Below are 20,392 nucleotides of genomic sequence, written 5' to 3' on the forward strand. Positions count from 1 at the left end.
AAAAGCAGAACGTTGTTCCTAACATCCTATTGGAGATCTTGAGTCTCTTTTTTATTTGTGTTTTCTGGATTCTTGGCTAGCCTCTTCTCTAAATATTTCCAGCAAGACCTTATAGACATCGATCACCTTTAGTGTAGCTCCACAGTAGGGACACTTTACTGTGTCTCCCTCCTTTGGTAGCTCGATGCTTGCGCCGCAATAGGGGCACCGTACCTCTGCTACAACGATTCCCTTCGAGGCGAGGATCTCAGCCAGCTGGGCGAAGTCTGATATGTTCTTTGACTGGGACGTTTGCTGGGCGCAAGCGTCTTCTACGGCGAGTCTAAATGCCATGATAATCTTTTCGTATTGCTCGGCCGCTATGCTACCGCTCATCACTGGTGGCTCGCCATGGTATCTGATCTGTACGACCAAGTCGCCATTTTTGTCCTCAAAGAATGCTTCAACCGTAAAGGGGCCCAAGTTCACGCTTCTTGCATAGGAGCCATATTGAGAATGCTCAATTACACTTGTTTCTAAATTCAGATTGATGGTAAGCTTGTTACCGGAAATGTTCCATACAATATTTTGTAGGGTGTATCTCTGAAAAAGCCTTGGAACATCCTCGGCTATTTTGCTCCACTCTCTGCCAGCATTCTTCACAGTTATTGTCTCTTGGTAAATCCAAGGCGACCTCTCCTTTCCTATCAGGATAAGAAGACCAATTATTATGAGCACGTATAAAAGAGCACCAATAAAGCCTAGAAAAACCACAGGCAAAACTAGGAAAACCAGCAGTATAAACAAGAGACCGGTTTCATTCTCTGCCTTTCGAAGCCTCTCGAGGTAGGACTCTAGATTATCTTCTTGTGGAGCCTTCTCCTTTTGAGCTCCGCCCATAACAATTTTTTGGATACGTAAAATAAAAAGACTTCTAAGAGTTATAGGCGTATTCTTTGTGCCAATACTTGTATAGGATATTTTTACGCCTTTGTTAAATTGAAATTTAGCCAAGGGGAGCTAAGCGTTTCAAATGTTATACTGGAGACACAACATAAAAGAATAGCTTAAGTCCCCCATGGCACCTATTTTAGGCAACGAGGAGGAAACTAGCACGAGGGGTTAGACAGGGACAACTGTGCCCCACTTTTCTAGGGCCCTTGCAAGCTCCCTGTGGGTCTTAGCGTATTCCTCTAGGGTTACACCAGTCATGTATGCTTCTATTGCCTGTCTTACAGCTGCTGCACCTGCACGTGGCCCGTCGGGGTGGCCCAATGTTCCGCCCCCGACCTGTATGACTATGTCCATGCCCATAGCCTTTATCACTGCTGGAAGCGTTCCGGGGTGTAGTCCACCGCTGGCCACTGGGAATGCGGGCTTGAACATTGTCAGGGGCTGGGCTAGATGGATGCTGTCTTCGACGTCTGGCCTGTATACGGGGTCTCGCAGTACTCTTGCGTTCCTAATGACGTCTATTGCTTTAGCCTCTAGCTTTCCAACTTCCGGTGTGCCTACGTGTAGCTGGTCTATTCCTATTACGCGATAGAGCTTTGCAAGGGTGAACATGGATATGCCGTGGTACGGGTTTCTCGTGAATGCCGCGTGGAATGCTCGGTGCCCGTGTATGGCCAGTTTGTGTTCTTCTGCAAGGTCCCTTATATAGGTTAAGGCAGACCACCCAGCTATGACGACGTCTACCATTATGTGGGGGTTACCTAGGTCTGCGATTAGCTTTAGCCTTTTCTCCATTTCCCGCACGTCTGCAGTTATGTTTGCGAGCCACGTCTTTTTTTCGCCTGTTTCCTTTTCCGCCATGTCGATTGCCTTCATTATGGCGTTTGCCCTCGCCTCGAACCTGCAGAAGCTCGGGCTCGCAAGGTTCTCGTCGTCCTTTATGAAGTCCATGCCTCCTACAAGTATCTCGTAGGCCAGTTTCCCCACTTCTTCTGCTGTGTAGCCTTCCTTTGGTTTTGGAACTGTGCCGACTATGGGCCTATCATAAATTTTTAGTCTTTCCCTTACACCTTGGATACCCTGATTCGGACCCTTAAAGTGCTTTAGGAATTGTTCAGGCATGTATATGTCCTCGACCCTTAGGGATTTCACCCTTCTCATTCCAAAGATGTTTCCAGCGACAGATGCAAGAAAAGCGGGCATGTTACCTTCCTCGAAGAGCTCTACCGGGTAAGCTACCCTTACAATGTAGGAGCCGTCTCCAAGGCTTTCAAAGAAGTATGCCTTGCCCTTGAGCCTTTCGAGCCTGTTTCTGTCATACCATTCGTATAGCGTTGTCCACGTGCCTACACTACTCTCTGCAGCTATGCCGCCCGCGGCATCCTCTATCGTGAAGCCCTCCGCTGGAGTAACTCTAAAAGTGACAACGACTTCCTGTTTTAGGTCAGGAGAATAATTCTTAGCCACATATGTATGATAGGGCTCAAACTCTTCTGGCATATTTATCGAGATAAGTGCTTTTTACTGCTATTTCAAGTTTATCCATAAAATCTTTGGAAGTGAAAGGGAAGCCTATATCTAAGCACATGATACAACGCACACCTGTGCCTATTCCACTCAGCTAAGATTCTAAGTAGGTTGGAAAGAAGAAAAAAGAATCCCTGTTTTTATTGGGTTTTTAAATGGGGTTTGATTCCAAGTAGTAAACCGAGTATGAGATCTGTATTTTCCTGCTTGCTTCATCTATTTGTTGCCAGTCTTCGTGGCTTAGTCTCCAGCCAACGCTTCCAGCTAGCTCTTGGACTTGTTCTGGGGACTTTGCCCCAGGTATTGGGACGACGACGGGGCTACTTGAGACCAGCCAGTTAAGAGCTACCTGGACTGGGGACTTTGAGTACTTAGCGGCAATCCTGTTTATTAGTTGGACTAGGCCCCATACGTCTTTGAAGTTGTCTGGGTGGAAGACGGCTTCCCTTGACCTTACATCCGTAAACTTTGGCAGATTTTCGGGGGTGTATTTCCCTGTAAGTGCGCCCTTAGCTATTGGGCTCCATGCCTGCATGGTTATCGAGTGTTTTTCCGCGTAGGGGACTATCTCGACGTCTGCCCATCTCTCAGCTAGATTGTACCTGTACTGGAAAATTTCTATGTCGCTTCTCGCTAGAGACGACCTGAAGCTCTCTACAAGCTCTACGGGGTAATTGCTTAGACCCAGGTATCTCACGAGACCAGCGTTTACAAGCTTTTCGAGCTCCCTTGCATAAACTCTGGTTGGATAGTTGTGCCAGGCTGGAGGCCAGTGGACTAGTAGACCGTCAACATAGCTTGTTCCTAGGAGCTTTAGGGAGTGCTCGATAGCCTTATGGATGTCTATTGGGTTCAGAAACTCTGCAGGTATCTTGGTCGTTATTATTACCTCGTCTCTCTTTATGCCAAGCTCTTTCATTGCTCTGCCAAGGAAGCTCTCGCTCCTGCCGTTCCCGTAAACCATCGCCGTGTCAAAGAAATTAATGCCTTGTCTATATGCTTCGCCGATAACCGTCTTTGCTTTCTCGTAGTCTGTCAAGCCCCAGGCTTCGCTGAATTGCCAGCCGCCGAGACCAATCCTAGAAATCTTTTCTTTTGTTTTGCCGAGATATGTATACTCCATACGCTATCTAAAAATATGTCTACATTAAAAACATTATCGAAAGCCGTGGCACAAGAAAATTCTTAGCCTAAATATGGAGTATAAAGTATTTTTGCTTAGCTCGTGGTTGCGCCTTGCTGGGGCTGTTGTTGCTGTTGCTGTGCTTCTTGTTCAAGCTTCTTTAGTTCTTCCTCTATCTCTTTTTCAATTTCCTCTATCGGCTTCGGAGGAGGCGTCGTGGCTAATGTATAGCCGATCCATGCAAGTATGCCGAAGACACCGGCAATAGCTATGAATCCTGTTAGCTGTAGGAGAAAGAGTGACCATTGTGTGAAGAAGACGAGCCATCCATACAGGACTATGACTATTATGGAGGCGATTGCTAGAACCCAACCTATAAGTTGGTCTTTATTCATGTGATCAGCCAAGAAATATCCTTTAGTGGTTATATATAAATTATTTGTCCAGATAGGGTTCTATTTCTTTTCGAGCCTTTCTATCCTCTCGCTTAGCCTTCTCTCTTCCTCCTTGAGCTTGTCTATTTCTTCTCTGAGCTTCCTGTACTCCTCTCCCTTCTCAACATGCTTGCGGACTTGTTCGAGCGCGTCCCTTGCGTTCCTTGCTACCCTTCCAGAAACGTCTTGCTGGAGTTTCTCGAGTATGGGCATCACTTTTGGAGACAGCATCCTAGTACAAGCTGAGACAACTGCTAGCTTTACGTGTGGGTGCCTGCTCTTCGAGGCTTCTTCGAGCAAAGAGATGACCCTCTGAGTGGGCGTCATGTAGCCGAGCGAGGCGATTGCTGCCCGTCTGAGTGGCATGGGCGTGTCTGGCGATAGGTATTTCTCGACTGTTGCGAGGGCTTCGTCTCCTAAGAGGAGGGCTATGCTATCGAGAGAAGTTGCCGCAATTACGTGGTTGTGGGACTTTGTTTCTAGTGCTCTGGCTAGGACGTCCACGTATTCCTTTAACCCTATTTTGCCTAGACCTGCGGCTGCTTCTGCCCTTACATAGTAGCTCTCGTTTTCGTCGAGGAGGATCTTTGATAGTGTATCAGCGACGGGTTTCTCCTTGAAGTTTGCTAGTGCCCTGACTATGGCTCTCCTGACCCGTGGATGCTTTACGTGGCTTAAAGCGTTCAGAAGCGTGTCTCTTGCTTTTTGCCCGCCTATTGAGCCAATGGTCTGGGCTACCTCGCTTCTGAGCCCCCAGAACTCTTCTTCTGCGAGAAGTATTTTTGCCAATTCATCGATGTGGACAGATGAGGCTTTCTTGGATAGCTCCCTAGCCGCTATAACTCTCGGGTAAAGGTATGGGCAGGAGCCTATTATGGCGAGGAGCTCTTCTGGTGGGAGGTCTAGTGAGAGGGCTTTGAGGATTTTGAATTCTGGGTCTATACACACCGCTTTGGGCTTTGAGGGCAATTGAAGGTTTAACGTGTACTGTTTTTCGTCTATCAAAAATTTTCTCTCTTCTTTGTAGTCTTGCCCTAGAATGACAAGCTCGAGTGGAAGCCTGTATTTTGGCAAAGAGTCTTCTCCCTGTGTCTGTGTAATCTTTAGTTCCAGTATTTTCTGTTTGTCGTCCCATTTGTAGGATACCTTTAAGGAGGGGTGCCCTGCATTGTAAACGTATTGCTCGAAGAACCAGTCCAGCTTGAGACCTGAAGCTTCCTCCATGAATCTCCGGAACTCTTCTGTTTCAGCGTTTTGTTCACGCTTTGCCTCTAGGTACCTCTTTACACCTTTACGGAAGTTTTCCTCACCAATTATGCTAGCTAGGGACCAGAGGACTAGGGCAGCCTTGGGGTAGCTGTGCGAGTCAAACATCTCGTCGGGATACTTGTATACACGTGTAACTATGGGCCTGGCGTATCTCCCGTACTCAGCAAGATAAGAGTCCATCATGCCTATGAGATCGTAGACAAACTCGTCTTTTCCGAGCTCGTGTCTCCGCCATATGGCTTCCATCAAAGTAGCGAAGCCCTCGTTCAGCCACAGGTGGCTCCAGTCTTTACATGTTACCAGGTCCCCGAACCACTGGTGTGCCAGCTCATGTGATACTAGTGGCTCGCTCCTAAAGTCTATGTGCGCCTTCTCGTCGTGTAGCGTTGCACTTGTCAGAATCGTTATGGACGCGTTTTCCATTCCCCCCGCCACAAAGTCGTCAACACATACTTGGCTATACTTGGGGTAGGGGTATTTTACGCCCGTGTATTCTTCAAAGAGCCTTATCATGTCTTTTGTCTGCGAGAAGCTTCTCTCGATGTCTGCTTCCCTTCCCTTGGGCACAGCGTATTGGAGAAGGACGCCGCTGTACTCCTCCTCTTTTACATAGAAGTCCCCCACAGCGAATGCGATGAGATAGGTAGGTATCTTAGAGTCAAGCCTATAGACCCACTTCTCCTTTTCTCCCTCAATTGCATGCTCGATTAGCTTTCCATTGCTTAGAGCCTTTAGCCCCTTGGGAGCCCTGATAACCAGTTCTACGACTGTCTTTCTGTTGGGGAAATCATAAGTGGGAAGCCAGAACCTCGTGTCTTCTGGCTGTCCTTGGGTATATGCTAGGTAGGGCTTACCCTTATCTGTGGGGATAAACCAGACCCCAGCCCTGGGCTCGACTGTTTTGTAGCTTGTTTGTACCTCCAGTATGTCTCCACTTGTAGCCTTTTCGGGGTATATTTCTAGTTCTTTACCGGTATACGTGTAGGAAGCCTGTTTACCGTTGATTCTGACTTCCTCTATCTTCATGTCTACCGCGTGGAAGACGATCTTTTCACAGGCACCTGTACACTTTAAGACGTTCAGAGCTTTGCCCTCAATTGACCTAGATGCTAAGTCAACGTCTATTTCAGCCTTTACTCTGAGTAGCTCGTAGGGAGGCTCGGGCGGATAGAATGGTTCATATTCGGGGTAGGCGAAACCCCTGCCTGTTTTTACTGAGACCACAGTTATCCTTTATTTTTACTATTGCTTCTTTATTTATGTATCGGATTATGCTACGCTGACCTATACCCCACAAAATGATAAAAAGCTTCGTTCATTATTCTCGTATAGATGAAAAAGGCTAGGCTGTGGTCCCTTCTAGAGGACGGCAGGGTTCAATGCCTCGTGTGTGAGCGAAGGTGCCTCATACGGCCTGGTGCAAAAGGGGCGTGCGGTAACTATGTAAATGTTGGGGGCGAGCTTTTCCACTTGGGATATGGGCGGCTTAGTGCCCTTGAAAGTAGACCAATAGAGCTGAAGCCGTTGTTCCACTATTGGCCTAACTCTACGGCCCTGACTTTCTCGAGCTATGGTTGTAATTTTCACTGTCCCTGGTGCCAGAACTACCACCTTAGCTTTCGGATGCCAGACATATCACAGCCCGTTTTCTCGCCAGAGAAACTTGTCGAGCTGGCTGTCCGGGAAGGAGATGAGGGGCTCTCTGCAAGCTTCAATGAGCCGGCTGTGAACTTCGACTTTCTTGTAGACGTGGCAGAGCATGCTTCTAAAAGAGGATTGTACTTCATGCTTGTGACTAATGGTTATTTTACTGAGAAGGCTCTCGACGCGTTGCTTAGAGCCGGCATAGATGGCTGGAGCATAAGCATAAAAGGCTGCAAGGGAATGCAGAAACCCCTTGGAAATATTGATTTCTATGTTCCATTTAGGAATGCCAAGACAATAAAGGAGAGAGGTGGATACGTAGAAATAGTCTATCTGGTAGTCACTAACACAAACGACTATGAGGATTGTTATAGGTGGATAATCGAAAAGCATGTCACCCTGCTTGGCGTGGACACACCCCTACACATTAATAGGTATTTCCCTGCCTATGCTTGGAGAAAGCCCCCGACGCCCATTTCAAAGCTCCTTGAAATAGCCGAAGAGGCAAAAAAGAGCGGACTAAGATACGTATACGTTGGAAACCTACATAACCCACGCTACGAGACAACGTATTGTCCAAAATGTGGCAGACCCGTCATAGTGAGGAACAACTATAGGGTTGTAGACTGGAAGCTTGAGAAAAGGGACAATGAATGGAAGTGTAAATACTGTGGTTACCCTGTCCCCATAAAGGGAGAATATATCCCCGAAAAGAAGTGGTTAAGGTTAATGTAGGGAAATTACATTTTCGTTAGATTCCGCATGTAGAGAAGGGAGGCCAATAGCAATGTTATTGTTGTCCATGCTGTGAGTAGTAGAGCCTCGAACTGTATGTCTATGGATGTGTAGTAGTGGAAAGCCCACCTGTATATGTCTGATGCCAGCGATACGGGTGAAACCTTTATGAAGGCTAACAGGAAGGATGGGAAGCGTTGCTTTAGAACTTCTTCTGGGTAGAACACGTTAGAGAAGAAAAATAGGATATAGTACGTCAGCGACCTGAAAGTGGCCTGGAGATTAAAGTCGCGTGTCGAAGTTGATATTGCTATCGCTAGGCTAGACATAGAGGCAGAAAGCAGGGTTGATGTTGCAAGGACAAGTAAGAAGCCTTCGAGTGTTGGCATGCCTACTACTAGCATTGCCAGGATAATGAATGATGCTTGATAAATAAGCCCGCGAAGGGTTCCACTCATTATGCGTCCAAATACTAGGGCTGTCCTCGACAGTGGGAGGCTCAGCAAGTAGTGGGTGAATTCTCTTCTTATCTCTATGCCTACCTCTCTGCCGATCGAGAAGGCAGACGCGAAGGTAGATAGGGCTAGGATGCCCGTGGCCAGGAACTTTACGTAGTCCGGGATGTACTGTCTGTTTACGAGGTTGTTGAATATCACGGCAAAAATGACTATGTCTGCTAGGTTCATCGCTATTTGTGCGCCTAGCCAGAACTTGTATTTCCAGAATCTGTTGAGGTCCCTTAATGTGATGAGGAGTGCCTCCCTAACTTCTAGACTCTTCATTTCCAGCCACCCCCCTCTACTCTCCTCTCAACAATGTATATTGCCAGGCTTGCTACCCCAGCGGCGAATCCAAATAGGTACGCCATCATGAGGTAGGGGTCGGCTACTGCTATTGTCTTGAATTCTTCGAAGAAAAAGAGTGTTCTAAGCAGGTCGACGAAGTGAGATACGGGGTTGACTAGTGAAGCATAGTAGTATGGCGCTATCTTTGCAATGATAACTGCAGGGTAAAAAACAGTGCTAAGCCTTATGATTAGTGCATCCAAAACGCCGAAGAATATATCGGTGGTGTCGCTTGATTTTAGCGATAAGACTACAGATATAACGAAGCCAGTCACGCCCACAGAGAACACGAGCGCGGCAAGAATAGATATCAGCATGGCTAGTGGTTCAAAGCTCCCGAGCAACACGAATATCACGAGGAGCATTGGTACAGTGAATAGGAAAGCAGCTAGCCCTCCCCCAACTGACCGACCAAGAGCTAGAACCTTTCTCTTGATTGGTAGGCTGAGAAGATACTCTATCATACCCTCTTCGAACTCCTCTGCAACGTCGTATGCCTTCGAGACACTAATGCTGAAGAGCATAGAGGCATACACGCCAAACAGGTAGAAGTGATAATAGTCTATTCCCTGGGCGACCATGCCCCTGAACCTTACCATCGCGTTCATTGCCAGACCAAATATTGTCACTTGGAGTACGAACCACGAGATACGCATGACTACGAAGACTGTTCTCCGCTTCATTTGTGAGAGATCCCACAGGACAAGCATATAGAACGAGTTCAGGTCTTCACGCAGCCCCATGCTCCTCCCTCAGCCTGGCCCCAGTGAAGTAGAAGAACACATCGTCCAGCGTAGGCTCCTGTATCATTATCTTTCTCACCTTTATTCCTGAACTTGCAAGTGCTTGAACGATGCTTACGGCTTTTTCCTCGCCTTTGTTTAGGAACATTCTTGCCTTGTGGTCGGCTATGGTAAAGTGGCCGATTTCGGGGAAGGTGGAAATTATCTTTTTGACCTGCTCTTCTGGGCCATCGAAGGCTATCTCTATCACGTCGCCTTGGGGAACCATGTCTTTGAGCTCGGAAATAGTTCCAAGAGCCCTGAGCTTCCCCTTGTAGATTATCCCTATCCTTTCACAGATCCTCTCCGCCTCGAACATATCGTTAGTTGCTACAATTATTGTTGTGCCTTCAGCCTTCAGACCCCTAATAACGTCCCATAACTTGTGCTTCGTCAAGACGTCTACCTGTGCTGTTGGCTCGTCGAAGATTGCTACCTTTGGTCTTTGGATAAGCACCTTGGCTATTTCTAGCTTCTTCCTGGTCCCCCCGCTAAGCTGGTAGAACTGTTTTTTCCTGTGCTCCCAGAGGTCCAGCTGCTCCATAACGTCTCTAACCACTTGTTTTGCCTCAGACGAAGAATATCCAACAACCCTCGCGTGCCAGATAAGGAGCTCGTAGGGGTTGTCTATCCAGAGTGCTTTCGGCTCCTGGAAGGCTATGCCGACATACCTCCTAACTATGTCTCCCTGCCTAGAGACAGAATATCCGTGGACATAGATATCGCCAGAAGTAGGCTTGTATATAGTTGCCGTCGTTAAAAGTGTGGTAGTTTTCCCGGACCCGTTTGGCCCTAGGAGGCCGAAAATTTCGCCCTCGTATATTTCTAGGTTTAAGCCATCGACTGCAACGGTTTGACCAAAAGTTTTCACGAAATCTTTTATCTTCACGGCTACGCTTCCCATAATGATTTCATACAACATAATGCTCTATCAAAATATTAGGTTTTTGTTAATAAGATGTCTTCAGAAATTTCTAAAGAGCTAAAAAGGCATTTCATTATTTTTGGGAAGATATGGACTCCAACAGCTTCCTGGCGTCTTCGCTGAGCTTGTATCCGATAGACGGCTTTCCCTCGAATGTCAAAAGTACTGGGCTGAGAAGCTTTCTTGAATAGAGAGATTTCAGTGCCTCAACTATTTGCTGTTTTTCCTCTTTGAGCTCGGAAACCAAAACTAGGTGCGCCACTTCGCCGCCATGGCTAGCTATTAGGCTTAATATGCGTCGCTGTATAGGAGACAATTCCTCACGGGCCACCTGAAGTAGCCTTGGAGACCCACACACTCTGCACTTGTATGTGTTGGAGTGGTTTAATGCACCACAACTTGGACAAAGCCAGGCACCTCTTGCCGTGGCTCTTTTCTCTGTAGATGACTTTAAAGAGCTGGCTGTTTCGATAGTATAGCCCAGTTCCCGGAGAAGCTTCTCGTACTTGCTCCTCTCCTTCTCGAGCTTCTCAATAGAATTTTTCAGCGAATCTACAACACATCTAAGCCAGTCATGTCTCTTGATAAGGATTTCAACCCTCACCTTGTCTATGGATTCAACGTTTTCCGGGATAAATCCAAATGCTAGAGGCTCCACGGCTAAAGCCTCTTTACAAAGAGGAGTGGTTGCAACATCTATATTAATTGAAAGTTCTTTTGATGCGAAGGAGCTACCAGAAGTTATCAGCTTCAACAGCACTTTCTGGATAAGCGTGTAGATATTTGTGAAGAGCAGTGCAAGCATTATTGATGTTAGAATAAATATGATGTAGCCATAGAAGACCTGAATTGCTTGACCCAGGAAATAAAGGCTAAACAACAATGCAGAAAAAATCGCACTAACAAGTATTCCAACAGTTAATATAAACGAGAACACGTCTAAAAAGGGGTAAAGCCTCAAAACCTTCTCGGCACCTCTAACAAAGAGGTATCTTCCCTCTATGACCGTTAAGTCGTCTATAGAGACACTTGGAAGGCTTCTAATACCTCTTGATACGGCTTCCTCAATGCTTTCAAGCCCCTCTTCGCGTAGAATCGACGCATATGTTTGATATTGTCTTGGAGAAGCCACGTTGACATAGCAAATGCTAAGCCGTGGCCTCTTCTGGGGCTTCATCTTGAGCAATGCGAGAACGAAAGAAGAATGCATGGCCCACGGCAGAAAGTCTTTGGATAGGTAAAGTTTTACCTCCCGCAATGTAAATCACTAATTTTTATTATTAAGAACTTTTATTTTAATTTTTATCTAAATGGAGACCACTATATCTCCAAAGTTTCTATACACCAAAAACATTCCCCGTAAAATGCCAAAGAAACATCTCTTTTATCTCTACGTCCCTCACTAGCATCTAGCAATTCTACGAGAACGCACAACGTTATTAAAACACCCTTTTGATCCCCGCAATACCGTCAAAGTCCCTGTCGTTCGAGATTATCGTGTCTATGCCTAGCTCAAGCATTGTTGCTAAGTGTATCCTGTCCTCGTAATCCCTTGGTTTCTCAAGCTTCTCGGCTATGCTAAGGACACTTACCGTGAGTGGCACCAGCTCTACACCTACCTCGTCCAGAATTGATGCTATATTCTCGAGCCTCGTAAGAACGTAGAGTATCCATGCACTAAGCGATGAAGTTACCAGGTTACCGCTCCACCTCGCAATATAAGTCTTTGCACGTTCGCCAAAATCTGGGTGTGCTGTCAAGTAATAGTAGAGAACATTAATGTCAACGTATATCTTTTCGGAAGAGCTTCTCCGTCTCGGTCTTAGCTGCATCATCAATCTCCTCTGGACTCATGGACTTTGCAGGGGCAACTAACCCGTAGTACTTGTCCACGGCCGGCTTAACCGGAATCAAGACTATCCGATCTGCTTCTACCTCGATCTTAAAGCGTCTCCAGGGTACCCTTCGTCTTACATTGGCTGGGATATAGACACGGCCTGATCCGTCGATCTCTACGATTTCCATGAGGCTTTCTTATGGTAATATTATTTACCATAATATATGTTTTTTGGCTAGATAAAGGATGTTATACGAAAAGGATTCAGAGCTAAGTTACCAAAAGGGGTGAAAAATATTGTTTAAAAGAAAATATTTAAGCTTCAATTGGTCCTTGTTTCAGGGATTCTAGGAATGCTATCCTTTTCTCTATGGGTGGGTGGGTTGCTAGGAGCTCCTCTAGGCTTATGAAAGGCTCGGCCAGTGCATAGATGAAGAACATTTTTAGCTTGCTGTCGTCTATCCTTGCTTTGGCTACCCTGTACCTATTGTAGAAGGCGTCGAGCGAGGCAAGTGCAGATATCATTGCGTCTGGCGAGGTGACCTTTGCCCCGTGGGCGTCTGCGTAGTGTTCACGTAGCCTTGATAGCGCCAGTACAGCAAGCTGTATAATCACGCTGATTACTATTAGTGCTATGCCCGCTAGGAGGAATAGGATGCCGTTTCCCCTCCTGTCTCGGTCACCGTCGTAGCGATAGCTAGAAGAATATATTCCCGTATACATTAGGAATCTTCCAAGGAAGTATATGACTGAGGGTATCAAGCCAAAGATGAGCATAATGGTGTTGTCCTTGTGCTTGTGGTGTCCAAGCTCGTGTCCGATGACTGCTTCGAGCGCCTGCCCCCTAGCGATGCTGAGCATGCCCTCCGATACTGCAACATAGCTACCGAATAGTGGCGAGGAATATGCGAAGGCGTTAGGCTCCTTCATGCGTGTAGCTATAACTGCCTTTGGAGGCTTCATTCCGGCCCTAGCAGCAACATTGTTAACTATCCCCTGGAGTTCTGGGTCGGGCTTACACCCATAGATCAAGTTTATTAGGAGCGGAGAGAAGAGCCACGAGAAAAGGGAAGGAAGAAGCGCAAAGACAACTGCAAGCATGACCAGCTGAGACGTTACCTCCCAGCCAATAAGCTCCGAGAGGCCCATAACGACTAGCCCAAAGCCCCCGATAACTCCCGCCATCGTCGCGATCATGGACGACCTAAGTACACTTAGCCCGCTCGGCGTGGGGGACAAGTATTTACCAAAGAATACTGGAGCCGTGACTAGGACAGCCATGGAGAGCATGTAGCCAAAGAGGTCTAGAAGCCACCATGCACCCACGGGTGCATAGTAGGCTGGGAAAAGGCCGGGAGCGAACGCATAGATCAGCACTGCGAAGACTAGTGCAAGGGAGGCTAAGCTCAAAATTAGCAGTATTTTCTCCTTCATATGTACCGAATAAAATATTTTCCCTCATGATTTAAACTTTATGGACGTGGACTCCTCTCACCGCCACAAGCATAACAATTTTTAGCCCCACCAAACAAAGTCTACTCGTGACAAGAACTTTTGTGGGATGCTGCGGATTCCCGACTGGCAGGAAAAAGTACTACACCTTGTTCAACGTTGTCGAGCTTCAGGAAACATTCTACAACCCCCCCGACATAGAGAAGCTGGCAAAGCTAAGACAGGAGGCTCCAGAAGGGTTCATCTTCACGTTGAAGGCTTGGCAGGCAATAACCCATCCACCAGACAGCCCTACGTGGAAAAAATCAAAATTCAAGCCCCGGGAAGACCATAAAGACAAATACGGCTACCTAAAGCCCACAAAGGAAGTGTTCGAAGCCTGGGAACTAACCGCTGAGGCGGCGAAAACACTCAAAGCAAAAGTCGTCGTCCTGCAGATGCCGCCTAGCTTTAACGCCTCAGAAGAAAACATCAGGAATGCCGAAGACTTCTTCTCAGCTATCGAGACAAAGGACTTCGTCGTAGGCTGGGAAGTGAGGGGAGACTGGAGCCAGAACCCCCAAAAGCTAAGAAGATTACTAGAAAAATTCGAACACGTCGTCCACGTAGTAGACCCATTTAAGGCGCTACCCGTCATCGAGCGGGAAACAACCTATTTCAGGTTACACGGCATAGGCAAGGGCGAGGTAAACTACAGGTACAAATATACTGATGAAGACCTAGAAAAGCTCTGGAACATAGTCCAAAGATATGCAGAGAAAAGCGCAGTTTACGTCATGTTTAATAATGTATACATGCTCCAAGACGCACAGACATTCATGGAAAAATACCTTAAAAATAGTTAACATCCTTTGCGCGCGCTAAATTAAAAGAAAGCAAAATATTAATATTGAAGTTTCAAAAAACATTTACATATGAATGGAGAACCATACAAGAGCAAAAACATAGCCCTCATACTTATTTTCTCCGGCGTCCTCCTAATAATAACTGTCTTTGTCCTTGCAGTCCAATTCGCACTTGTATACCAGAGACCAACTGTCTCGGGAGACCTCTCGGCCACCATTGGCGTCCTGACTTCCGAGGCCCTGTACCTCTTAGCAAAGGCGGTCTTTCTCTCCGTTGGAATCGTTGCGGCCGCCCAGCTCCTCAAGTACGGGGTCGAACTAGCCAAGGGAAAACAGGATGAACAGTAGCGGGCTCCTATTGTCTCTGGCCTCTCTTTTGCTTGTCGTCCTTGCACTAACACCTTTCATCGAGTTCGCGGGAGATCTTTCCAACAGAAACATAGTGGACATTGCCTGGAAACCCCTAGAGACGGAAACCCAGGGCGTCAAGGTAGGCCTCACCTTGACGTATAAGGGAACGGTCCCCCTTACAGACGTAAACCTAAGAATAGAGACGTTCTGCGGTGGAAAAACGTGCCAGAGCCAGGAAGCCTCGACCAAAGTTCTAATGAGAGGCGAACGCCTAGACATACAATTTTTCGTACCCTTTAACGCCTCTAGCGTAAGGATAAGCTTCGAGTCAAAAATCGCGGGACTCTACACGCTTAAGGCAGTAACAGAGACAGGGGTGCCTGGCTACGGCTTTCCCGGTTAAAGACTACAGCTTGCCACGAGAAGTCCTACTAGCCCTCTGGGGCGCAGTGAAAACGGCCGTCTCCATGCTTTTATGGCTAGCCTTCCCAATAATTCTCCAGACGATTGCCCCCAGATACATATCCATGCCAAGCCTCTCCCTTGTCCTATTCTTTACATGTGTATCTGCAGTTACAGGAGCTATAGCCTCGATCCTCAAGCCCACGGCATTCAAACCCCTAGTCTCAATGATCCCTAGGGTCCTAGGCTTCCTCCTAATTGCTAGCACGGGAACAAACATATCTATAGACGTCCAAGGAACAAGCATCTATCTAGACTTGTCCCCGATATTCTACCTACTCTTGTTCCTATTCGTCCTATTGCCGACACTCCTCGAAGCAATATTGACGTTTACCTGGTGGCTGGAGAAAAGCTAGGCAAATATTTTTTAGCGACCAAGACAAAGCCAGAATTATGCAAGCCAAGAAAAAGATACTCGTAGCAGGCCTAGGAGAAGTAGGCTCGGCCGTCTACCAGGTCGCTAGGGAGTCCGGTAGGTTTGAAGTTTATGGATACGATATAGACCCCTCGAAGACAGTTAACCAGCTCGGCGAGGTGCCCGTCCCAATAGACTTTCTACACGTAGCCGTCCCCTACTCCCAGAGATTCATAGACATCGTTTCGTCATACGTCGAGAAGCTAAAGCCAAGGGCAGTCTTCATACACTCAACTGTCGCCCCGGGCACAACTAGACGTGTATACGAGAAGCTAGGCATACCCACAGTCTATACTCCCGTCAGGGGCAAGCACCCAAACCTAAAGCAACACCTCTACTTCTGGCCCAAGTGGGTCGCAAGCCTGCCAGAGTCCTTCGCCGAGGAGGCTGGAAGACACCTAGAAGAAATGGGCCTAAAAGTAAAGCGTGCAGACAAGCCCGAGTCCCTAGAGCTGGCCAAGCTATGGGAAACAGTATACAGGGCGATAATGATCGCCTCATGGCAGGAGCTACACAGAGCCTCAGCCAAGTTTGAGGCAAGCCTCCCAGTAATAGCAGAGTTCATAGCAGAGGTCCACGAGGTCCTAAAAGACAGGCCAGTATACTTCCCAGACTATATTGGGGGACACTGCCTCATACCCAACACCGTCATACTCAACTCTACGTTCCCCTCGAAGCTCTTCGAGTTTGTCTTAGAGTCAAACGAGCAACGCAGAAAAGAGCTACAAGACGAGAGGGTCAAGAGGGAAGTAGAAGAGCTCAAGAAGATCTTCCTAAAGCTGACAAAGCCAGACTACTACTCCGGGGGAATATAAAGGCAAAAATTCTTCAATAATTTCTGAGACACATCCCCTGATTTTCATTTTTAAAACTTTTTTAAGCGATAAATATTTAAGGGTAAGGTATTATATTTATATTACCGGTGAAAAACATAATGAGAACCGGGGTCAGCCCCGTAATAGCCACGCTTCTACTAATAGTTATAGCAGTAGCAGCGGCAGTCCTAGCATACATATGGATAATAGGATACCAGGGAACACTAACACAGCAAGCAAGCACAGCACAACTACAAGAAAGAATAAAAATAGAGGCAGTACAATACACTGGTGGGACTTTAACTGTTTACGTCAGAAACATCGGAGACGTAAATGTAGTAATTGATGCATTATATGTCATTGATAAAACAGGTACCATAATTGGCAGTAGCTCAGGTGTAGGTCTTACTCTCACCCCTGGACAAGTTGACAGTGGCACAGTTTCAGCCACGCTTAACTCGGGAGAGACCTATACGGTCAAGGCCGTAACAGAAAAGGGTACCGAGGCTACCTATACATTCACTTACAGGACTTAAGGCAGATAGCTTCGCGTAAAGTATATTTTTCTTTTTTTGTTTTCTTTTTCTCGTGGCTAGGGATATTGTTGAATCTGTATGTGAAGAGTTTAATAGGATGCATGGCAGTGAGGGGCAGGTCAAAGTTGTGGAGTGGCTTGGCGACGGGTTTGTGGCGGAGTTTGTTGGTAGCTTTTGTGTGACTTGTGGCTTCTATGACTACTTCGAGGACTTCGCGTTGATGCTTGCCAGGAGGGGTGTGAGGGTAGGGATTGTTAGTGTGGAAGAGTTTGAGGGGGGTGCTCGTGTTGTTTACCGGTTCTTGAAAGAGGGTGAGGAGCAGAGGTTTGTTCCTGAGAGGGTCGTGTTGATATATGAGTGAGGACGCTTGTTCCATTGTTTTTGAAAGGGTCGGGAGGGCTGTCGCGGAGCTTGACTATGCGGGTGCGGAGGCTGGGGTTGCCGAGGCGCTGGGGCTGGGCTGTGATGTCTATAGGCTTGTGGAGGAGGGTCTGCGTAGGGGGATGGTCGAGGTTGGGGCTAGGTTTGAGCGTGGGGAGTACTTTTTGCCTGAGCTTGTGGAAGCTGGGGAGCTCTTTAACTCTTTGATGGAGAGGTATGTTTTGCCGAGGCTTTCGACGCATGCTGGTGGTAGGAGGGGGCTCGTTGTTATTGGGACTGTTCGTGGGGATATCCATGACATTGGGAAGAACCTTGTGGCTTTGATGCTCAGGGTGAACGGCTTCGAGGTTGTTGACTTGGGTGTGGACGTGTCTCCTGAGAGGTTTGTGGAGGCCGTGAAGAAGTATAGGCCGGACATTTTGGGTATGAGCGCGCTCTTGTCTACTACTATGCTTGAGATGAGGAATGTGATAGATGCCTTGAAGTCTGCGGGCCTAAGGGACAAGGTGAAGGTCATTGTTGGTGGTGCGCCTGTAACGGAGGAGTTTGCTAGGGAGATCGGCGCGGACGCCTATGGCCGGGACGCTGTCGACGCCGTGGAGAAGTGTATAAGGCTCTTGGAAAAACATACATAATTTAAGTACATAGTGATATTTTGTTTCTGTGGCTAGACAGCTCGTAGCAGAGTTTAGGGCTAGGACTGGGGAATACGTTGAGCAGAAGCGGTTGGACCTTGAGCGGGTCTCTAGGAGGATTGCAGAGCTCGAGAAGGAGTATGGTGTACATTTTGACCCTTCTAGCCCTGTGCCCGACGAGTCTCTCGGCAAGGCCGTCTTCGAGGCTGGCTTCACGCTTGCAGTTGAGGCCGGGCTCTACCTCGTTGACGAGTCGCGGGTCGCAAAGTTCAGCGAGGAGGAGTTGCGGGAGGCCCTGAAGAGTGCAAGGAATAGGATTGTAGTCGGAAGGGGCCGCGACGCGAGGAAACTTGGCTATAGGGAGCCTGGTGACAGGGTATTCGTGTTTGGGGGCCTCGCTGGGACCCCTACCCCACTAGAGTTTTTTGTCGAGTCTGCCGCTTCATATGCTCTTGTCCCGAGGGTTGACGGTATCGACCATGGAAGTGTGCAGACCGTGATGGGTGAGATGGTTCGTAGTGGTGCGCCGAGCGAGGTGTTGGCTGGCTTGAGGGAGATGGAGTCGCTTAGGAGCGCGCTTAGGATGGCTGGGAGGCCGGGTATGCATGTACTCGGGGCTGAGAGTAGTGTGGGTTCTGTTGGTAGCCTGGGAGCCATGTCTTTGGGCTTGCTCCGCCGGGGCGACGCACAGCTCCTGCCAGTCTTGAATGAGTTGAAGACTGACTATCACCAGCTCGTGAAGGCATATGTAGGCAGTCTAAGAGGGGTGCTGGGCGCGGCGCTCGTGGATCCAGTTGTCGGAGGGTTTGCGAGGGGGCCGGCTGGCTCGGCAATTGTCTCAGTGGCAGAGATTCTGCTTGCATTGGTCGCCTATGGTGCGAGCTATTTCCTCGTCCACCCCGTCCACATCGTTAAGAAGGCTACCTCTACGATTGAGTGCATGTGGGTCGAGTCGGTCGTGGGGCTGGCTAACAGGTATATGAGGCTCCCGCTTGTCGGGGATGTGTGGCCGGCTAATGGAGGGGGGACAAAGGAGTATCTCTATGAAGTAGCCGCGAACACGCTTGTAGCGGTTGTTTCCGGGTTAAACCTTCTGGGACCTGTCCCGGCAAACGGTACACAGCCTAATGGTGGCGGAGTGGATGCCATGTTTATGGCTGGCCTAGCTGACAGAATCGTCGAAGAAAATGTAGGCTTTAACAAGGCGTGGGGCTTGGCTCTGGAGCTCTACAAAAGGTATGAAGCCAGGATCATGAGCCCCGATCCCGGGAAGCCTTTCTGGGAGCTGTATGACGTGAAAAAAATTACGCCACGGAAAGAGTGGCTCGAAACAATTAACGAGACCATTAGAGAAATCGCTCAATACATCTAAAAATAAATACGTCAGAAAAAAATAAATATTACTGCCTCATATTATTTTTCATGTCCTTACAGATCCCTGTAGGGTACACTATTTCTTATGACAAGGAAACGGGAAAACTCGTCCTTGAAATCTTCGATCTAAAAACAGAGCAAGAACACCCCGCATCAGGTCATTTTGCCGAAATATACATGGAGGGAGAGACGGCTCCAAAGCGTCTCAAAATTATGTTTCCAGACTATAAGAGCTTGGTAGCCTATCTCTTGTACAGCGTACTTTACAAGTAGAAAATAGGAAAAATTGTAGCTAGGAAGCTTGGTTTTAGGTAGCTATGACTGCGCCCCCTGTCCTTATTACTTCTATTACTTCTTCTGGTGTAACTTCCTCTTTTGGCGTGTCGAGTATTTTTCTCCCGTGGTCTAGCACAACTATCCTGTCTGAGACTTCGTAGACGTGGTAGATATTGTGAGAGATCAGTATGACGCTTACTCCCTGCTTCTTCACGTCTAGTACGTGGTCCAGGACTTTCCTTGTTTCGCGTACCGAGAGGGCGGCTGTAGGCTCGTCTAGTATAAGTAGTTTTGCTTTGAAGTGCATCGCTCTAGCTATGGCTACGCTTTGCCTCTCGCCTCCGCTTAGCTTTGCGACCTTTTCTTGCGGTGACCTTATACGTTTGAGCCCTATCTCTTGGAGTATTCTGCTTGCTTCCTTCTCCATTTTCTCTTTGTCTAGAACCTTGAAGGGCCCAATCTTTTTTAGTGGCTCCCGTCCAAGGAATATGTTCCTATCTATGCCCAGGAGATCTATGAGCGCTAGGTGCTGGTAGACTATTTCTATTCCCCTAGACCTGGCCTCGCTGGGGTGCCTGAAGACTACTGGTTCTCCCTCGAAGAACATTTGTCCAGCGTCGGGCTGGTATACCCCTGCAATTATCTTTACCAATGTGGATTTGCCGGCGCCGTTGTCGCCCACTAGTCCAACAATTTCAGCTTTTTCCACGTGGAAGTCGACTCCACGCAACGCCTCTACGTGCCCAAACCTTTTCACTATGCCCTTCATTTCGAGGAGCATGTTGCCCGCCATTTT

24 protein-coding genes are annotated in these 20,392 nt (G+C 47.7%); 11 read left to right on the forward strand and 13 right to left on the reverse strand.

The window, feature by feature from the left end:
* Positions 1-51: 51 nt before the first annotated feature.
* The 5 genes from QXT17_RS03565 to QXT17_RS03585 form a co-directional block, all read right to left on the reverse strand.
* On the reverse strand, positions 52-879 hold the full coding sequence (locus QXT17_RS03565; protein WP_052886633.1) for a zinc ribbon domain-containing protein: 828 nt from the start codon (positions 877-879) through the stop codon (positions 52-54).
* A gap of 222 nt (positions 880-1,101) precedes the next feature.
* Complete coding sequence (gene rbcL / locus QXT17_RS03570) at positions 1,102-2,433, reverse strand: type III ribulose-bisphosphate carboxylase (RefSeq protein WP_052886632.1); 1,332 nt, start codon at positions 2,431-2,433, stop codon at positions 1,102-1,104.
* Between the two features lie 178 nt (positions 2,434-2,611).
* Positions 2,612-3,583: an aldo/keto reductase gene (locus QXT17_RS03575; RefSeq protein WP_052886631.1), complete on the reverse strand. Its 972-nt coding sequence runs from the start codon at positions 3,581-3,583 to the stop codon at positions 2,612-2,614.
* Between the two features lie 95 nt (positions 3,584-3,678).
* Positions 3,679-3,978: a transcriptional regulator gene (locus QXT17_RS03580; protein ID WP_020963105.1), complete on the reverse strand. Its 300-nt coding sequence runs from the start codon at positions 3,976-3,978 to the stop codon at positions 3,679-3,681.
* A 60-nt stretch (positions 3,979-4,038) separates the two neighbouring features.
* Positions 4,039-6,510 (reverse strand): M1 family aminopeptidase, encoded by a 2,472-nt coding sequence (locus QXT17_RS03585; protein WP_052886630.1) that lies wholly within the window; start codon positions 6,508-6,510, stop codon positions 4,039-4,041.
* A 108-nt stretch (positions 6,511-6,618) separates the two neighbouring features.
* Between QXT17_RS03585 and QXT17_RS03590 the strand changes: the two genes are divergently transcribed.
* Positions 6,619-7,665 (forward strand): radical SAM protein, encoded by a 1,047-nt coding sequence (locus QXT17_RS03590; protein ID WP_342783352.1) that lies wholly within the window; start codon positions 6,619-6,621, stop codon positions 7,663-7,665.
* Between the two features lie 5 nt (positions 7,666-7,670).
* Here the strand turns inward: QXT17_RS03590 and QXT17_RS03595 are convergent, their stop codons facing one another.
* From QXT17_RS03595 to QXT17_RS03625, 7 genes are all read right to left on the reverse strand, one after another.
* Positions 7,671-8,447: an ABC transporter permease gene (locus QXT17_RS03595; protein ID WP_020963102.1), complete on the reverse strand. Its 777-nt coding sequence runs from the start codon at positions 8,445-8,447 to the stop codon at positions 7,671-7,673.
* The gene (locus tag QXT17_RS03600; protein ID WP_020963101.1) at positions 8,444-9,253 is read right to left on the reverse strand and encodes an ABC transporter permease; all 810 of its coding nucleotides are present in this window, start codon (positions 9,251-9,253) and stop codon (positions 8,444-8,446) included. Before QXT17_RS03600 ends, QXT17_RS03595 begins: the two co-directional genes overlap by 4 nt.
* Positions 9,240-10,214, reverse strand: coding sequence for an ABC transporter ATP-binding protein (locus QXT17_RS03605; protein WP_342814439.1), 975 nt, complete (start codon positions 10,212-10,214; stop codon positions 9,240-9,242). The genes QXT17_RS03600 and QXT17_RS03605 overlap by 14 nt, the downstream gene beginning before the upstream one ends.
* A 76-nt stretch (positions 10,215-10,290) precedes the next feature.
* Positions 10,291-11,475, reverse strand: a complete 1,185-nt coding sequence (locus tag QXT17_RS03610) for a Ran-binding zinc finger domain-containing protein (RefSeq protein ID WP_020963099.1) — start codon at positions 11,473-11,475, stop codon at positions 10,291-10,293.
* A gap of 181 nt (positions 11,476-11,656) precedes the next feature.
* Positions 11,657-12,052, reverse strand: coding sequence for a type II toxin-antitoxin system VapC family toxin (locus QXT17_RS03615; protein WP_240366730.1), 396 nt, complete (start codon positions 12,050-12,052; stop codon positions 11,657-11,659).
* Positions 12,000-12,242: an AbrB/MazE/SpoVT family DNA-binding domain-containing protein gene (locus QXT17_RS03620; RefSeq protein ID WP_020963096.1), complete on the reverse strand. Its 243-nt coding sequence runs from the start codon at positions 12,240-12,242 to the stop codon at positions 12,000-12,002. The genes QXT17_RS03615 and QXT17_RS03620 overlap by 53 nt, the downstream gene beginning before the upstream one ends.
* Positions 12,243-12,369: 127 nt before the next feature.
* On the reverse strand, positions 12,370-13,488 hold the full coding sequence (locus QXT17_RS03625) for a zinc metalloprotease HtpX (RefSeq protein WP_020963095.1): 1,119 nt from the start codon (positions 13,486-13,488) through the stop codon (positions 12,370-12,372).
* A gap of 107 nt (positions 13,489-13,595) precedes the next feature.
* Between QXT17_RS03625 and QXT17_RS03630 the strand changes: the two genes are divergently transcribed.
* The 10 genes from QXT17_RS03630 to QXT17_RS03675 all read left to right on the forward strand — a co-directional run bounded on the left by QXT17_RS03630 (position 13,596) and on the right by QXT17_RS03675 (position 19,593).
* Positions 13,596-14,351, forward strand: a complete 756-nt coding sequence (locus QXT17_RS03630) for a DUF72 domain-containing protein (RefSeq protein WP_020963094.1) — start codon at positions 13,596-13,598, stop codon at positions 14,349-14,351.
* A gap of 69 nt (positions 14,352-14,420) precedes the next feature.
* On the forward strand, positions 14,421-14,699 hold the full coding sequence (locus QXT17_RS03635) for a hypothetical protein (protein ID WP_020963093.1): 279 nt from the start codon (positions 14,421-14,423) through the stop codon (positions 14,697-14,699).
* Positions 14,689-15,105: a hypothetical protein gene (locus QXT17_RS03640; protein WP_342814438.1), complete on the forward strand. Its 417-nt coding sequence runs from the start codon at positions 14,689-14,691 to the stop codon at positions 15,103-15,105. Before QXT17_RS03635 ends, QXT17_RS03640 begins: the two co-directional genes overlap by 11 nt.
* Positions 15,106-15,115: 10 nt before the next feature.
* Positions 15,116-15,520, forward strand: a complete 405-nt coding sequence (locus QXT17_RS03645) for a hypothetical protein (RefSeq protein ID WP_342814437.1) — start codon at positions 15,116-15,118, stop codon at positions 15,518-15,520.
* Between the two features lie 37 nt (positions 15,521-15,557).
* Complete coding sequence (locus QXT17_RS03650; RefSeq protein WP_020963090.1) at positions 15,558-16,394, forward strand: GDP-mannose dehydrogenase; 837 nt, start codon at positions 15,558-15,560, stop codon at positions 16,392-16,394.
* A 119-nt stretch (positions 16,395-16,513) separates the two neighbouring features.
* Positions 16,514-16,930: an archaellin/type IV pilin N-terminal domain-containing protein gene (locus tag QXT17_RS03655; protein WP_342814436.1), complete on the forward strand. Its 417-nt coding sequence runs from the start codon at positions 16,514-16,516 to the stop codon at positions 16,928-16,930.
* Positions 16,931-16,982: 52 nt separating this feature from the next.
* A complete protein-coding gene (locus tag QXT17_RS03660) occupies positions 16,983-17,291 on the forward strand; it encodes a hypothetical protein (RefSeq protein WP_342783349.1) in 309 nt (102 codons plus the stop codon).
* On the forward strand, positions 17,284-17,946 hold the full coding sequence (locus QXT17_RS03665; RefSeq protein WP_342814435.1) for a corrinoid protein: 663 nt from the start codon (positions 17,284-17,286) through the stop codon (positions 17,944-17,946). The genes QXT17_RS03660 and QXT17_RS03665 overlap by 8 nt, the downstream gene beginning before the upstream one ends.
* Before the next feature lie 28 nt (positions 17,947-17,974).
* Entirely contained in the window at positions 17,975-19,318 is a 1,344-nt protein-coding gene (locus tag QXT17_RS03670; RefSeq protein ID WP_342814434.1) for a monomethylamine:corrinoid methyltransferase, read from the forward strand.
* A gap of 50 nt (positions 19,319-19,368) precedes the next feature.
* The gene (locus tag QXT17_RS03675) at positions 19,369-19,593 is read left to right on the forward strand and encodes a hypothetical protein (protein WP_342783478.1); all 225 of its coding nucleotides are present in this window, start codon (positions 19,369-19,371) and stop codon (positions 19,591-19,593) included.
* 34 nt (positions 19,594-19,627) lie between these two features.
* Here QXT17_RS03675 and QXT17_RS03680 read toward each other — a convergent pair whose 3' ends face one another.
* Positions 19,628-20,389, reverse strand: a complete 762-nt coding sequence (locus QXT17_RS03680) for an ATP-binding cassette domain-containing protein (protein WP_342783479.1) — start codon at positions 20,387-20,389, stop codon at positions 19,628-19,630.
* Between the last annotated feature and the right edge of the window lie 3 nt (positions 20,390-20,392).

The sequence above is a fragment of the Thermofilum sp. genome, assembly GCF_038871435.1.
GTDB lineage: Archaea > Thermoproteota > Thermoprotei > Thermofilales > Thermofilaceae > Thermofilum > Thermofilum adornatum.

Coding starts and splice junctions, on each gene's coding strand:
- QXT17_RS03565 (WP_052886633.1), bottom strand. CDS start 879: ATGGGCGGAGCTCAAAAGGAGAAGGCTCCACAAGAAGATAATCTAGAG.
- rbcL (WP_052886632.1), bottom strand. CDS start 2,433: ATGCCAGAAGAGTTTGAGCCCTATCATACATATGTGGCTAAGAATTAT.
- QXT17_RS03575 (WP_052886631.1), bottom strand. CDS start 3,583: ATGGAGTATACATATCTCGGCAAAACAAAAGAAAAGATTTCTAGGATT.
- QXT17_RS03580 (WP_020963105.1), bottom strand. CDS start 3,978: ATGAATAAAGACCAACTTATAGGTTGGGTTCTAGCAATCGCCTCCATA.
- QXT17_RS03590 (WP_342783352.1), top strand. CDS start 6,619: ATGAAAAAGGCTAGGCTGTGGTCCCTTCTAGAGGACGGCAGGGTTCAA.
- QXT17_RS03595 (WP_020963102.1), bottom strand. CDS start 8,447: ATGAAGAGTCTAGAAGTTAGGGAGGCACTCCTCATCACATTAAGGGAC.
- QXT17_RS03600 (WP_020963101.1), bottom strand. CDS start 9,253: ATGGGGCTGCGTGAAGACCTGAACTCGTTCTATATGCTTGTCCTGTGG.
- QXT17_RS03605 (WP_342814439.1), bottom strand. CDS start 10,214: ATGTTGTATGAAATCATTATGGGAAGCGTAGCCGTGAAGATAAAAGAT.
- QXT17_RS03615 (WP_240366730.1), bottom strand. CDS start 12,052: ATGATGCAGCTAAGACCGAGACGGAGAAGCTCTTCCGAAAAGATATAC.
- QXT17_RS03620 (WP_020963096.1), bottom strand. CDS start 12,242: ATGGAAATCGTAGAGATCGACGGATCAGGCCGTGTCTATATCCCAGCC.
- QXT17_RS03625 (WP_020963095.1), bottom strand. CDS start 13,488: ATGAAGGAGAAAATACTGCTAATTTTGAGCTTAGCCTCCCTTGCACTA.
- QXT17_RS03635 (WP_020963093.1), top strand. CDS start 14,421: ATGAATGGAGAACCATACAAGAGCAAAAACATAGCCCTCATACTTATT.
- QXT17_RS03640 (WP_342814438.1), top strand. CDS start 14,689: ATGAACAGTAGCGGGCTCCTATTGTCTCTGGCCTCTCTTTTGCTTGTC.
- QXT17_RS03650 (WP_020963090.1), top strand. CDS start 15,558: ATGCAAGCCAAGAAAAAGATACTCGTAGCAGGCCTAGGAGAAGTAGGC.
- QXT17_RS03655 (WP_342814436.1), top strand. CDS start 16,514: ATGAGAACCGGGGTCAGCCCCGTAATAGCCACGCTTCTACTAATAGTT.
- QXT17_RS03665 (WP_342814435.1), top strand. CDS start 17,284: ATGAGTGAGGACGCTTGTTCCATTGTTTTTGAAAGGGTCGGGAGGGCT.
- QXT17_RS03675 (WP_342783478.1), top strand. CDS start 19,369: ATGTCCTTACAGATCCCTGTAGGGTACACTATTTCTTATGACAAGGAA.
- QXT17_RS03680 (WP_342783479.1), bottom strand. CDS start 20,389: ATGGCGGGCAACATGCTCCTCGAAATGAAGGGCATAGTGAAAAGGTTT.